Raw genomic sequence first — 13,986 nt, 5'->3', positions numbered from 1 at the left:
CAGGTCAGGCGCCCTTGTTTCTACCCTTAGAAGAAGCCGAGCTTCTTCGGCGAGTACGACACCAGAAGGTTCTTGGTCTGCTGATAGTGCTCCAGCATCATCTTGTGCGTCTCACGCCCGATCCCGGACTGCTTGTAGCCGCCGAAGGCGGCATGCGCCGGGTACGCGTGGTAGCAGTTCGTCCAGACGCGGCCTGCCTGGATCGCACGGCCCGCTCGGTAGGCGGTGTTCATGTCGCGCGTCCACACCCCGGCACCCAGGCCGTACAGCGTGTCGTTGGCGGTCTTGATGGCATCGTCGAAGTCGTTGAACGACGCGACCGAGACGACCGGTCCGAAGATCTCCTCCTGGAAGATCCGCATGCGGTTGTCGCCCTCGAAGATCGTCGGCTGGACGTAGTAGCCCCCGGCCAACTCACCGTCGTACGTGATGCGCTGACCGCCCGTCAGGACCTTGGCGCCCTCCTGCTGGCCGATGTCCAGGTAGGAGAGGATCTTTTCCAGCTGGTCGTTGGACGCCTGGGCGCCGATCATCGTGTCGGTGTCCAACGGGTGCCCCGCCACGATCTGCTCCGTGCGGGCGATCGCTGCCTCCATGAACTCGCTGTAGTGGCCCCGCTGGACGAGGGCACGGGACGGACAGGTGCAGACCTCGCCGTTGTTGAGGGCGAACATCGTGAAGCCCTCAAGCGCCTTGTCGCGGAAGTCGTCGTTGGCGGCCCACACGTCGTCGAAGAAGATGTTCGGCGACTTCCCGCCCAGCTCCAGCGTGACCGGCTTGATGTTCTCCGACGCGTACTGCATGATCAGCCGCCCCGTCGTGGTCTCACCGGTGAAGGCGACCTTCGCGACGCGCGGGCTGGAGGCGAGGGGCTTGCCCGCCTCCACACCGAAGCCGTTGACGATGTTGACGACGCCCGGCGGCAGCAGATCGGTGATCAGGCTCACCCAGTAGTGGATGGAGGCGGGTGTCTGTTCGGCGGGCTTGAGCACGACCGCGTTGCCCGCGGCGAGGGCGGGCGCGAGCTTCCATGTCGCCATCAGGATGGGGAAGTTCCACGGGATGATCTGCGCGACGACGCCGAGCGGCTCATGGAAGTGGTACGCGATGGTGTCCTCGTCCACCTCGCTCAGCGACCCCTCCTGCGCACGGATGACCCCCGCGAAATAGCGGAAGTGGTCGATGGCGAGCGGGATGTCGGCGGCCAGCGTCTCGCGGACCGGCTTGCCGTTCTCCCAGCTCTCGGCCACCGCGAGCGCTTCGAGGTTCGCCTCCATACGGTCGGCGATCTTTCGCAGGACGTCCGCGCGCTCGGTCACGGAGGTGCGGCCCCAGGCGGGCGCGGCGGCGTGCGCCGCGTCAAGGGCACGTTCTACGTCCTCCGCTGTACCGCGGGCGATCTCGGTGAAGGGCTGTCCGTTGACGGGGCTGGGGTTCTCGAAGTACTGGCCTCGGGCGGGCGGGACGTACTCACCGCCGATGAAGTGGTCGTAGCGAGCCTGGTAGGAGACGACTGCGCCGTCGGTGCCGGGCGCTGCGTAACGGGTCATCTTGGTGGCCTCCCGGGGAAGGCTGCCCGCCGTTGGGCAGCTCTCGCCCGGAGGGTAGGAAGACGGACGTTGCATGTACGTTGCGTGGGGTGAGCGGTGCCGTTGGCGGTGGCCTGCGGTTGTCTCTTCGCGTACGTCGGCTGCGCGGCCCGGCGGCGCGTTCGGCCCGGGAGCCTCCCGCGTGTCTGCGCGGCGAAGGCGCCGCCCGCCTACCGAGCGTCAGTCAGCTCCCCGTCCAGCTCGCGCAGGCGGGCCAGAACCGGTGGGGTCGCGCGCACCCGCGCCAGCGCGCGCCACACCGCCAGGTCGTCCTCGCCCCACGGCGTGTGCACCCAGTCGGCCAGAAGGTCGGGGTCGCCGCGTGCGACGAGCGCCGCCCGCAGCTGGTCGGCGAGCCTGCGCCGCAGGCGGGCGACGGCAGGTGCCTGCGAAGCGGGCAGGAGCGGGCCCGCGTACGCGGCGGCGGCCGCGGTGACCGCCCCCGTGCCCAGCCGGCGCTCGACGGCGTCGATGTCGGACTCGACCGGCACCGCCAGCCGATACGGGCGCGACCCCAGCAGCTCCGGCCCCAGCACACGCCGCAGCCGGGCCAGCTCGGCCCGCAACGTCACCGGCGTCACCGACTCGTCCTCATACAGCGCGCACAGCAGCTCGTCGCCGGTGAGTCCTTCCGGGTGACGGGCCAGCAGGACGACGATCTCGCTGTGCCGACGGCTCAGCCGCACCTTACGGCCGCCGCTCAGGAGCAGCGCCTCATCACGCCCGAGCACGGTCAGGCCCACCGTGTCCCAGTGCGCCACCGGTGGCGCCAGCAGGGCCAGTTGGGACTCCGCCGCCCGTGCCACCGCCTGCACGAAGGCGAGGCTGTGCGGATGCGCGAGACCGTCACCCCCGGTGATGTCGACCGCCCCCAGCAGCCTCCCCGTACGCGGATCGTGCACCGGAGCAGCCGCACACGTCCACGGCTGGACGCGCCGGATGAAGTGCTCGGCGGCGAACACCTGCACGGGCCGGTCCAGCGCCACCGCCGTACCCGGAGCGTTCGTCCCCATAGCGGACTCCGCCCACCGCGCACCGGGCACGAAGTTCATCCGCCCCGCCCTCTGCCGCGTGGCGGCATGACCCTCGACCCAGAGCAGCCTGCCGCGTGCGTCGCAGACCGCGAGGAGATGCTCACCGTCCATCGCGAACGTGCCCATCAGCTCGCGGAACAGCGGCATCACCCCGGCCAGCGGGTGCTCCGCGCGGCACGAACCGAGGTCTCCGTCGGTGAGCTCCACCGCCGCGCCGGTGTCCTCCGGGCTGACCCGCGCCCTCGCCGACCGTCGCCACGAGTCGGCCACCACGGAACGCACCGGCCGCGCGACGGTCCCCGCCTCGGTGAACCGTTCGTGGGCGTGCCGCAGCACCCGCACCCGCTCGGCGGGATCGGCGCCGGCCTCCAGAGCCACCCATGGTTCGGTCAACTCTGCCTCCCGGGACGGCGATGCGGTGGTGCCATCGTCGCCCCGTGAGCGTGCGCCGACAAGCGCTCCGACAAGCCCCCGGCATGAGCCGCCAGGCGTCAGGCGAAGTTGACCAGCCGGATATAGCGCGTCCAGTCCCAGTGCGGCCCCGGATCGGTGTGGTCAGTGCCGGGTACTTCGACGTGTCCGATGATGTGCTCACGATCCTTGGGGATGTCGTACGTATCGCAGATGGCCGCGGTCAGCAGCGCGGACTGCTCGTACATGGCGTTCGTGAAGTACTCGGGCTTGTCCACCCATCCTTCGTGCTCGATGCCGATGCTGCGCGTGTTGTAGTCCCAGTTGCCCGCATGCCAGCCGACGTTGCGCTCGCGGACGCACTGGGCGACGTGGCCGTCCTTGGAGCGCACCACATAGTGGGACGACACCTTCTTCGCGGGGTTCTGGAAGATGGCCAGGGTGTCGGCGTAGGTCTCCTGAGTGACGTGGACGATCACGTAGTCGATGGGGTAGGTACTGGGGCGGTTGGCGCCCGTGTAGTTGGAGGTGCTTGCCGGAACCCACTCGGCGAGCGGGTAGTCCACCGCCTGGGGGCTGCCGGCGGCGTGGGTGGTGGGCAGGAGCACCGCGGGTACGGCGGCCAGGGCCGCGCCCTGCAACAGTCTGCGTCTGCTCGGGAAACGTCTTGCTCGATCCATGACCGGCCTACCTCTCGGTGGGGGGAACAGCTGGACTCTTCAGCGGGGCAGCAGCCTGGCCGTCTCACGCAACCGTGCGTGCAGCCCCCGGTGAGTTTCCTGTGTGGGCAGCCATTCCTTGCGGAGCTTGGCCACGCACCAGGTCGATTCGGGATATTCGGAAGGCGTCCTCGAGCGGGCGTGCCGAGCCGGTCGAGATGATGTGCGTGTCGGACTCCAGGCGCGGCCAGGGAGTGGCGATCCCCTTCAGGAGCTCGACGATCACGACGGCGTTCATGGCGAACTCGAAGGCGACACCGCAGGTATCTCCCTCGCCCTGGCCGGCGCGATCTCGAAGTCGCCGTCACGTGCGCTGAACTGCGCGGTGCGCCGGTCCCGGTCGAAGTAGTCCTCTGTGTACAGGTCGAGGACAGTGCCCGGAGCGATCCGTGCCAGGGGTGGTGCACCGCCGAACGCCCAGGCGCACTTGCCTGGTTCGGGCCGCACGGTCAGGATCCGAGGCTGGTTCATGGCAGGGCTGCTCTCTTCTGTCGTCCCATAGGGAACTCGGGGACCTTGTGCGGCCCGATGGCCCCGTGACGCAGCCCAGGATGGCTTTGCCCCCGACGCCTGAATCCCCCGATCCACGGGGACACGAATCCGCCGTCAGGGCGATGGTGTCCCGCCTCAATTACGTTACGGCGACGCATGGTTGAGGCGGAAGGGCGCGATCTGAATCTGTGTACAGCACCGTGATTGTGGATAACCCGGCCACTCTTTAGGGGGCCGAGGGCGGAAGGGCCGAGGGGCGATCGGGCCGTACTCAGCCCAACGCGGTGGCCCCCACGGCCGCCTGTTCGTCGGCGCGGGCGTGGGCAAACGCAGCCTGAGCCGTGTCTCCGAGCCGGTCGGCCAGCCGGGCGCGGGCCCGCCAGTTGTAGGGGCAGATGGGACGCAGATTGATGCGTTCGCTGAGCAAGGTGCGCGCCAGATCGTGCCGGCCCGAGCGGATGGCCGCCTCCACCAGCGTGCGCTGGATGGCGTCGCGCTGTGCGTGGCTGCCGCCGAACGAATGGAGGCCGCAGCGGATCGGAGCAAGCAACTCGACCACACGTGCGTACCGCTGCTGCCGATAGGCGATGAGGGCCCGGCACACCGGGATGCCGATCTCGCGGGTCATCGCGTGGTTGGACACCGCGGCGTCGGTCCGGGTGAGCCACAGCTCGCGGTCCCTCACCAGCCGTTCGGCATCGGAGAGGCGCCCGGACCCCGCGTAGGCCATCACGGCGTGGACGTCGTTGAAGGCGTAGTAGGCCCCGTCCGCACGTTCGGCCCAAGCATCGGCGAGCGCCGCCCAGCGGGACTCGACGTCGATGTCGGCGAGGAGCAGCCGCCACAGCAGGGCTGAGGCGTCAAGGAGCTCCATGGCGAGGCTCTCGGACCGCTCATTGTGGAGCGTGTTGTCGTATACGGCGAGGACCCGTTCGATGCTGCCTGCCTCCAGCGCGTAAAGGGCGTAGTGCCATGAGTTGTGCACGGAGAGGTAGTTGCCGTCGGCCCAGTCCTCCGTCCGCGCGTCGAGGTAGCGGATCCCTTCGCCGGACAGCCCTCGCATCTCGTACGTGTGAACGACGGCATGGATGCCCCACACATCCCGCGGATGGCGTTCGACGGCCCGCAGTCCCGTCTCCTCGGCGCGGCCGTAGTGCCCGGACTCCTCAAGCCCGAAGGCGTACATCCCCAACAGCGGGCCGTAGTGCGGGTCGTCGCGGTCCCACGCGGACAGTGCGCCGCCGATCCGGTCGCGCAGCCGCTGAGCGTCGCCCGTGAAGAAGTCGATCTGGTGACCGATCGCCAGGGCGAGGGCGTCACGGGGGAACTGAGTACTGACGTCGCCGAGGATCTGCCCGGCACGGAGCATGTCCCCGCCCAGCCACGCCTCGGCAGCCGCAGCGTGCATCTTCTCGCGAGGTGAGAGCCGGTCCGGATCGACCGCACCGCGGAAGGCGGTGAAGGAGCGCCGCGCTTCGGCCGCGTCCATCTCCTCGGTGCCGAGAAGCCCGAGATAGGCACTGAAGACCTGCGCCATCGCGGAGTCCGGGGATGCCGCCACCATGGCTTGCGCCTCGTCGGCGACTTCGGGACGGAAGAACAACAGGGCGTCCAGCGCCTGCTCGTAATGCCGCGTGGCTTCGTCACTGGTGGCACTCATGGTGTGGGTGTGCCGGTCCGTCTCCATCGCTGTCCCTGCTCCTGTCGGCTCTCCAGCAGTCTCGCGATTCTGCCCGCGCGATACGAGGGCGACGCTCGGTTCACCGGAACGACATATCGCGCGATGTGCTCAGCGGCCCCTTGGAGCTGTCGCGCGTGTAGCCGCCCGCAACACCGCTGCAACGCCGCTGCAACGAGTTCTGCAACAGACACTGCAACCCATGAACGCACGCTGAGTCCTCGTCACCCAGCAACACCAGCACGGCAGATCGGCATCGATCAATGTTCGTGAACATCAACGTCGAGCAAGGAGAAAAAGAGAATGCATATTCTCACCGGAGTAAACATGATGTCCAAGGAACTCGTCCTGGTCCACGCGGACGAGGACAAGCTGGTCAAGGTACCGCTTGAAAGCCTCGACGGTTGGCAGCCGGCCAGCCTCCAGCACTCGTGGATCGCCCCGGACGAGGAGACGGTGTACGTCGCCACGGACGCGATTCCGCCCTTCAACGGGTCCATCGTCGTGCTGCACCTGAACGAGATCGACTGGGACGCCGGTACCGCCGACGTGGAGATCCGGCAGATAGTTCCGTTGGATGTCGCCGGTACGCCGTCCGACATGCCGAACCTCGAGCAAACCACCCCGAGCCAGCCGATCATGCCGTGGACGAGGCCTCTCTATACACAGACGCACGGCCCGACTTTCCTGCCGCGCTCGAAGTTCACCTACATCACGCACTACACGGACGATCGCGTGCGCGGATTCAAGATCAAGCATGACGGCACGCTGGAGCAGCGTGTTCTGTATTCGGATCGCACACTGACCAGGCAGACCCATGGGGTGAACTTCAATGCGAAGGGCACCGTAGGGCTGGGTGTCGGCTATGACTACGACATCGGTGAGGTGCGCGTTTACCGGGCCGACCGGCACACCGGGAAGGTCGAGGCGACGCACGCGATCACGTTGGGGACGGAAGATGAGTACGGTGCGTTCGCTCACTACGCGACATGGATCGACAACCGCTTCGCCTACGTAGGGGCCATGCAGGTCGGTTCCACGTCGAGGACGCCCCAGGGGGCCACGGTCGTCGGACCGAGTGTCTGGCTTATCGACACCGATCTGGATACCGCCGAACGTGTTATCGGCCCCACCCGCACGCCGGGAGGCGCGGGAATGTACAGGTCGCCCTCGGATCTGGCGGTCGCGAAGGGCAAGTTGTACGTGGCGGAAGAGGACTCGTGGGGTCCGCAATTCGACAGTCCCGCCAACTACGGACGGGACGGCTACATCTCGATCTGGGAAATCGAGGACCCTGCCGAGCCCCGCTTCCTCAAGCGGCTGCGCCCTGGCCGTGAACTGCCGGCCGACTTCCGCAACGCCCACACGGCCACGGCCATGTACGACGAGGATTCCGTGTTCGTCTCCAGCTTCGTCAGCGATCACCTCGTCCGGATCGACACCAATACGGACAAGGTGGCAAAGATCTACGACGTCGACGACGGCTTGATGATGTTCCACGGAGAGTTCGCCGCCGGACGGAATCGCTGACCGAGGGCAGCTGGACAAAGAAACTCAAGATACTGAACAGCGGCCGCGTTGCCGCATTGGAGTTGAACCCTTGATCATGGACCACGGCCTGTTGTCCCCGGCCGAGACCGATGAACTGTCCCACACCAAACTCATGCTTGAACGGCTCGCCACCAGTTGGCCCAGGCGGGCTTACGTCAAGAAGCAAGAACTGGAGCCGTTCTTCGAAGCGGACAAGGAGGATTTCCTCGAAAGCCTCCTGCCGTTTCGGGACATGCCGCAGTATCAGTCCTGCCCGCCCGAGATGAAGTCCCGCGTTCTGAGCTGCGGTTGGCTGATGTACAACGCCAAGACCGTGCAGATCGAGACGGAGATCGTGAACCCGACCTGCCTCGACATCCTCAGGGGGGAGATGCCTGGTTTGCGTTCTGCCGACTCGCAGAAAGCGGTCTGCGAGACGATGGTGGATGAGGTCTACCACGTACACCTGGTGGAGCAGGCGAGCCGTCTGACGCGAAGTCGTCGCGGGCTGGAAGACATCGTCATCCCTCAGTTCAACCTGGTCCGCCATATGCACAAACGGCAGCAGGAATCCAGTGATCCATGGCAGAGGCGGATGATCCAGTTCGCCACGGCCGTGGTATCGGAGATCTTCATCAGTGACTACCTGCATCTGCTCAGCGAAAGCACCGACATCCAGGGCTTCAACCGCATGACGGTGGCGGCGCACCGTCACGACGAGATGGTGCACAGCCCGCTGTTCATGTCCCTGGCGCAACTGTTCTCGCACGAGTTGACGGAACATCAGCGCGCCTATTTCGCCGATGTCCTGTCCGAACCGGTGGTCTGGTTCGCGGACCGTGAGCTGGACATCTGGCTGTCTCTTCTACGGCAGATCGGCTTCCCGCAGGCCAACGAAATGATACGGGAATGCAGGAGCTCGGGCTCCGTTGACCTGACGTCACTGAACTATTCGGAGATTGTCTCAATGGCGGAAGAGATCGGACTTCTGGACTCCGCCGCGGCCCGCGACAGCTTCTCCCGGCAGGGTCTGATCGCCTGACGGAGACGGGCTGGTGCGCAACGGTAGAAGCGCATCGGCCCGACCCGCCGCATTCACGAGGAACACGGAACACGCGCGACGACCCACGGTCACCCGTACCCAAAATCAGATCGAGTGCAGGAGTAAGCAAGACATGTCAGTTGACATCGCGACCCTGTTGGAACCGAGGGCGCCCGGACCTTGTCACGAATACACCACTGTCCTTCGCGTAAGCGAGCGAGTGAGTGCCGCCGACGGCGTGGTCACCCTCACCTTTGTCGATCCGGCAGGGCGGAAACTGCCCAGCTGGACACCAGGGGATCACATTGATCTGATCCTGCCCGAAATCGACCTGGTGCGACAGTATTCGCTCTGCGGCAGTTCGACCGATCGGTACACCTGGCGAATTGCCGTACTGCTCGAACCGAGCGGTCGTGGCGGGTCTCGCCACGTGCACCAGGCACTCGGAGTTGGGGCCACAGTGCGGGTCCGGGGCCCGCGGAACCATTTCCAGCTGGAGCCTTCGGCCCGCTATCTCTTCATCGCGGGCCGTATAGGCATCACGCCGATTCTGCCGATGGTGGCCGCGGCCGAAACGGACGGCCGGGAGTGGGAGTTGGTCTACGGCGGGCGATCGCGGGCATCGATGGCCTTCCTCGATGAACTGACGCCCTACGGTGACCGGGTGCGGGTCCATCCCCAGGACGAAGCGGGACTCCTCCCGCTGAGCCAGCTGCTGAACACGCCACGTCAGGACTGCCTGGTGTACTGCTGCGGGCCCGAAGCCCTGATCGGCGCTGTGGAGAGCGGCTGCGCAGGTTGGCCGGCAGGCAGCCTGCGCACCGAGCGTTTCAAGGCCCAGCCGGTGATGCCTGACGAGGAGGAATACGCCACGTCCTTCGAGGTGGTGTGCCGTCGCTCTGGCCTGACCTTGGAGGTTCCACCGCACGAGTCGATCCTCGACGTGGCGGATCGAGCGGGCGTACGGACTTTCGCGGCCTGCCGCGAAGGAATCTGCGGGACGTGTGAGACGAGCGTCATCGAGGGCGGAGCCGAGCATCGGGACGCGGTGCTCACCGAGGAGCAGAGGGCGTCCGGGGAGAGCATGATGATCTGCGTCTCCCGGGCCCGTGGTTCCCGGCTCGTACTGGACCTCTGACCGGATAAGCGCCACCGGCCGCAACGGTCCGGTGCACCATCGGAACCCCGAGGATGATCGAGATGACAGAAGTTGTGGCAATCCGGCACGTCGCCTTCGAGGACTTGGGTTCCTTCGAACGGGTGCTGAGGGAACGGGGCATCGACGTGACCTATCTGGATGCCGGACAGGGCCGGCTCCTGGAACAGGTCACACGGCGCTCGCCCCAGTTGCTCATCATTCTCGGCGGGCCGATGGGAGCCTGCGAGACCGCTGCGTATCCCTTCCTGGAAGAGGAGTTGGCGCTGATCCGGGCCCGTCTGGCCCGCGAGAAACCTGTACTGGGCATATGTCTAGGTGCGCAACTGATTGCTGCTGCGCTGGGCGCCAAGGTCTATCCGGCCGAGGCGAAGGAGATCGGCTGGGGGAACGTAGACCTGTCCGAAGCGGGAGTTGACTCTCCTGTCGCCGAGTTGACTGCACCCGTACTGCACTGGCACGGCGACACTTTCGACCTGCCGACGGGTGCCACGCATCTCGCCTCCACACCGGTGTGCAGGAATCAGGCCTTCGCGGTCGGGAGCCATGCTCTGGGACTGCAGTTCCATGTGGAAGTACTCGGTTCCGGCATCGAATCCTGGCTCATCGGCCATGCCTATGAGATCTCGCAGGCCGTGGGGGTGTCCGTCGCTGAGATCCGCGCGGACACGCATCGGCACGCAAGCCTGCTCGAAAGCCAGAGCCGGAGGTTCCTCAACCGCTGGCTGGACGACGTACTGACGTAAGAGACCGGTCGCGGGCCGGTCAGGCGCGGGGAGTGTCCGACAGGCGCGCGCAGCCGGATACGCGCCCATGCCGCGTCAGTCAAAGGTGCACCCGGAAGAGCGGGTGCACCTTTCCTGTTCTGTGAGGCCCCCTTTCCTGTTCTGTGAGGCCCCCTTTCCTGTCCCGCGGAGCAGCCACGTCCCGCGAGGCAGCCACGCCGTGTGCCGCCCCCGCGCATGACCGAGATTTTGCCAACCACCGCGATCGCAGGGCATGCGCGCCGCCATTTGCCGTGAGCGGTGACGCCGACCGGCTCCCGCACAAGAGGCTTCTGCGCCGGTAGTCGTCAGAGGGCGGGAATGGCCAAGTTGACGGTGTAACAGGCTGCTCCAGGCTCCCCCGGCCATCCGGCGCAACAGCTTCTGACGTACGTCCCCCACCGCCGGAAGGCTGTCGCGGCCAAGGTCGCGGTCGGCCCTGGTGGGGCCACGGTCTCCTCGTGCGAGTCAACGTTGCGGGACGGACCGCGGCACCGGCTTCAACGGGAGCGAAGGCGCCGTCCGATGGGTGTCCGCAGGGGCGTTGTGCCGATTAGGTTGAAGGCGACTGCTTCACGGGGGAGGCGGCAATGGGCGATCAAACATTGCCCGGAACGCTGCGGTTCGAGTTGCTCGGCCCGCTGCGGGTATGGCGGGATGGACAGGAACTGGATGCCGGACCGGTACAGCAGCGGGTAATGCTCGCTGTACTGCTGCTGCACGCCAACCGGCCGGTGTCACGGGAAAAGCTGATCGACGCGGTATGGGGCACGGCGGCTCCAGGGCGGGCGGTGAACCTGCTGCAGCGGCATGCCGCGGGGCTGCGCCGGGTTCTGGAACCGGGCCGCCAGGCCCGTGCGCCGTCAAGGCTGCTGACCTGGACCGAGGCCGGCTACCTGCTGACGGTGCCGGCCGGCGGGCTGGATCTGGAGATGCTCACCGAGCAGATGGAACGAGGGCGCTCGGCCAGGGCCGCCGGGGACCCGCCCGCGGCGGCCGAAGCGCTGCACGCCGCGTTGAAGCTGTGGCGGGGCCGACTGTGTGAGGGATTGACCGGCCCGCTCCTGGACGCCGAGCGGGACCGGCTGGAGGAGCACCGGCTGGGCGTGCTGGAGGAGCGCATCGAGGTCGACCTGGCGCTCGGCGCCGGTGCGGACCTGGTCGGCGAGCTGCGCCGTCTGATCGCCGCGCACCCGCTGCGCGAACGGCTGCACGGCCTGCTCATGCGTGCCTTGCATCGCTCCGGACGGCAGGCCGAGGCTCTGCGGGCGTATCAGCAAGCCCGCCGCCTGCTGGCTGAGGAGCTCGGGATCGAGCCCGGTGCGGAACTGCGACGCGTCCACGAACAGATCCTGGCCGCGGATGCCGCCTTGGACGCGCCCGCTCCCTCCCGCACGGTGACGGCCGACCTGGCACGGGACGACGGTCGTCCCACCGGGAGCGTCGAGCCGCGGGCGGTGGGAAACCTTCCCACGGAGCTGACCAGCTTCGTCGGTCGACAGCGCGAACTGGTCGGGGTCAAAGAGCTGCTGGGGGCCAAACGGCTGGTGACACTCACCGGGGTCGGCGGCGTGGGCAAGACGCGACTCGGGCTCCGCGCCGCGCTGGACCTCCAGCCGGCCTTCTGCGACGGAGTGTGGCTGGTCGGGCTTGCCGGGCTTTCCGATCCCGGACTCGTCGCGCACACCGTGGCCGCGGCGCTGGACATCCACGACCAGACCGGTCGCGCACCTCTGACCGCCCTGATCAGGCATCTTCGGGACCGACGAGTCCTGTTGGTCCTCGATGACTGTGAGCACCTGCTGAACGCCTGTGCCGTACTCGTCGACACTCTGCTCCGGGCGGCCACGAACCTGCGGGTCATCGCCACGAGCCGGCAGCCGCTGGCCATTGACGGTGAGCACATCTTCCCGGTGCCGCCGCTGAGCGTGCAACGGGACGCCGCGCGTGCCGGCGAAGAACCGATCCGGCAGGAGTCCGAGGAGGATGGGGCCGCTGTCACCCTGTTCACCCACCGGGCCCGATCGGCGGTGCCTTGCGGGTTACCGTCGATCTCGCCGGAGAATCAGGCGATCGTGCTCCGAATCTGCCAACGGCTCGACGGCATTCCGCTGGCGATCGAACTGGCGGCCGGACGCCTGAGGGCACTGTCGCCCGAGCAGCTGCTGGCTCGGCTCGATGACCGGTTCCGTGTGCTGGCGACGGCCCGGCCCACTGCGCTGCCACGCCACCAGACGCTGCAGGCGACGGTGGACTGGAGCTTCCACCTGTGTACGGACAGCGAACGGTTGCTCTGGGCACGGCTGTCGACCTTCACCGACACCTTCGACCTGGAGGCGGCAGAAGCCGTCTGCGCGGGTGACGACCTCCCGGCCAAGGAAATCCTGGACCTCGTCGACGGTCTCGTGGACAAGTCGGTACTGATCCGCGAGGAGTTCGACGGCAGCATCCGGTTCAGGCTCTTGGAGACGCTCCGTGAGTACGGGCGGGAGCAGCTGTGCGACATCGGCCTGCAGACAGCTCTCCGACGCCGTCATCGAGACCGGTACCTGGCCCTGGCCGAACAAGGCGAGTCGGAGTGGTTCGGATCCAGGCAGGCGGACTGGGCGGACCGCATGCGGCTGGAGCACGCCAACTTCCGTGAGGCACTCAACTTCTCCTTGACCACACCGGGGGAGGCCAGGGCCGGTGCCCGCTTGGCCGCCGCGCTGTACTTCTTCTGGGTCGGATGCGGCTATGTGGAGGAGGCACAGCGCTGGCTCGACCGGGTGCTGACCCTCGATCCCGAACCGTCACCGGAACGCGCCAAGGCTCTGTGGGTGATGAGCCGGATCGCGTATCTGCGCGGGGACATCGCCGAGAGCGCCGCCAGGGCGGAGGAGTGCCGGAAACTGGCCTGGCAGCTCGGTGATCACGTGGCCATGGCCTACGGCACTCACATGGCGGGCGCTGCCGCCCTGTTCTGTGACGAGCCCCGGCGCGCGCGGCTCCTCCTTGAGGAGGCCCTCGACCAATACTCCTGGCTCGGCGAGATGAACAGTGTGGCGATCATGGCGCAGGTCCAACTCGCCATGGCGAGCGTCTTCCTCGGCGAGCCGGGCCGGGCGGTCGAGCTCTGCCGGAAGGCACGGAGCATCTGCGCCGCGCACGACGAGAAGTGGACGCTCGCCTACTCCCTCTACGTTCAGGCCTTCGCCGAGTGGGCCAGCGGTGACCAGGCGGTGGCGGACCGGCACGCGGGGGAGTCTCTGCGCATAAAGCGGGACTTCCGCGACAGGCTGGGTATCGCCATGATCGTCGACCTGATGGGATGGATCGCCGCTGCCGACGGCAGAAGCTACCGGGCGGCGGTGCTGCTCGGGGCGGCCGAGGAGAAGTGGAACACGATCGGAGTCCCATGGTTCGGTTCGGCGTACTGGCGGACTCCTCATGACGAGGGAGAACGGCGAGCGCGAGAAGCGCTCGGCCATGACGCCTTTGAGACCGCCTTCCTCCAGGGCGCCCGGTTCTCTCCCGAGGGAGTCGTCGCGTTCGCCCTTGAGGAAGGCGGCTGAGCAGCCGCCCGACGCGC

At 67.2% G+C, this 13,986-nt stretch carries 9 protein-coding genes and 1 pseudogene; 5 read left to right on the top strand and 5 right to left on the bottom strand.

The window, feature by feature from the left end; translation table 11 throughout:
• Positions 1-26 precede the first annotated feature (26 nt).
• From ACGFX9_RS08905 to ACGFX9_RS08885, 5 genes and pseudogenes are all read right to left on the bottom strand, one after another.
• A complete protein-coding gene (locus tag ACGFX9_RS08905) occupies positions 27-1,550 on the bottom strand; it encodes an aldehyde dehydrogenase family protein (protein ID WP_393466982.1) in 1,524 nt (507 codons plus the stop codon).
• 209 nt (positions 1,551-1,759) lie between these two features.
• Positions 1,760-3,016 (bottom strand): GAF domain-containing protein, encoded by a 1,257-nt coding sequence (locus ACGFX9_RS08900; RefSeq protein ID WP_393466978.1) that lies wholly within the window; start codon positions 3,014-3,016, stop codon positions 1,760-1,762.
• Between the two features lie 98 nt (positions 3,017-3,114).
• Entirely contained in the window at positions 3,115-3,714 is a 600-nt protein-coding gene (locus ACGFX9_RS08895; RefSeq protein WP_393466975.1) for an N-acetylmuramoyl-L-alanine amidase, read from the bottom strand.
• 39 nt (positions 3,715-3,753) lie between these two features.
• Positions 3,754-4,224 (bottom strand): annotated as a pseudogene (locus ACGFX9_RS08890) (hypothetical protein).
• A gap of 292 nt (positions 4,225-4,516) precedes the next feature.
• On the bottom strand, positions 4,517-5,905 hold the full coding sequence (locus ACGFX9_RS08885; RefSeq protein WP_393466972.1) for a tetratricopeptide repeat protein: 1,389 nt from the start codon (positions 5,903-5,905) through the stop codon (positions 4,517-4,519).
• A 321-nt stretch (positions 5,906-6,226) separates the two neighbouring features.
• Here ACGFX9_RS08885 and ACGFX9_RS08880 point away from each other — a divergent pair, with 321 nt between their 5' ends.
• The 5 genes from ACGFX9_RS08880 to ACGFX9_RS08860 all read left to right on the top strand — a co-directional run bounded on the left by ACGFX9_RS08880 (position 6,227) and on the right by ACGFX9_RS08860 (position 13,969).
• On the top strand, positions 6,227-7,453 hold the full coding sequence (locus tag ACGFX9_RS08880; RefSeq protein WP_393466969.1) for a hypothetical protein: 1,227 nt from the start codon (positions 6,227-6,229) through the stop codon (positions 7,451-7,453).
• 76 nt (positions 7,454-7,529) lie between these two features.
• Positions 7,530-8,495 (top strand): diiron oxygenase, encoded by a 966-nt coding sequence (locus tag ACGFX9_RS08875; RefSeq protein ID WP_393466966.1) that lies wholly within the window; start codon positions 7,530-7,532, stop codon positions 8,493-8,495.
• A gap of 133 nt (positions 8,496-8,628) precedes the next feature.
• Positions 8,629-9,633, top strand: coding sequence for a PDR/VanB family oxidoreductase (locus ACGFX9_RS08870; RefSeq protein ID WP_393466964.1), 1,005 nt, complete (start codon positions 8,629-8,631; stop codon positions 9,631-9,633).
• A gap of 53 nt (positions 9,634-9,686) precedes the next feature.
• Positions 9,687-10,397 carry a glutamine amidotransferase gene (locus tag ACGFX9_RS08865; RefSeq protein WP_393466961.1) on the top strand — a complete coding sequence of 237 codons (711 nt, stop codon included), beginning with the start codon at positions 9,687-9,689 and terminating at the stop codon, positions 10,395-10,397.
• A 608-nt stretch (positions 10,398-11,005) separates the two neighbouring features.
• Complete coding sequence (locus ACGFX9_RS08860) at positions 11,006-13,969, top strand: BTAD domain-containing putative transcriptional regulator (protein ID WP_393466958.1); 2,964 nt, start codon at positions 11,006-11,008, stop codon at positions 13,967-13,969.
• Positions 13,970-13,986: the final 17 nt, after the last annotated feature.

The sequence above is a fragment of the Streptomyces sp. NPDC048436 genome, assembly GCF_043200355.1.
Classification (GTDB): domain Bacteria; phylum Actinomycetota; class Actinomycetes; order Streptomycetales; family Streptomycetaceae; genus Streptomyces.
This window is presented reverse-complemented; position numbering and strand designations above follow the sequence as displayed.

Excerpts from the sequence above, each read along its gene's own strand:
- ACGFX9_RS08860 (WP_393466958.1), top strand. The coding sequence starts at position 11,006 with ATGGGCGATCAAACATTGCCCGGAACGCTGCGGTTCGAGTTGCTCGGC.
- ACGFX9_RS08865 (WP_393466961.1), top strand. The coding sequence starts at position 9,687 with ATGATCGAGATGACAGAAGTTGTGGCAATCCGGCACGTCGCCTTCGAG.
- ACGFX9_RS08885 (WP_393466972.1), bottom strand. The coding sequence starts at position 5,905 with ATGAGTGCCACCAGTGACGAAGCCACGCGGCATTACGAGCAGGCGCTG.
- ACGFX9_RS08875 (WP_393466966.1), top strand. The coding sequence starts at position 7,530 with ATGGACCACGGCCTGTTGTCCCCGGCCGAGACCGATGAACTGTCCCAC.
- ACGFX9_RS08895 (WP_393466975.1), bottom strand. The coding sequence starts at position 3,714 with ATGGATCGAGCAAGACGTTTCCCGAGCAGACGCAGACTGTTGCAGGGC.
- ACGFX9_RS08880 (WP_393466969.1), top strand. The coding sequence starts at position 6,227 with ATGCATATTCTCACCGGAGTAAACATGATGTCCAAGGAACTCGTCCTG.
- ACGFX9_RS08905 (WP_393466982.1), bottom strand. The coding sequence starts at position 1,550 with ATGACCCGTTACGCAGCGCCCGGCACCGACGGCGCAGTCGTCTCCTAC.
- ACGFX9_RS08870 (WP_393466964.1), top strand. The coding sequence starts at position 8,629 with ATGTCAGTTGACATCGCGACCCTGTTGGAACCGAGGGCGCCCGGACCT.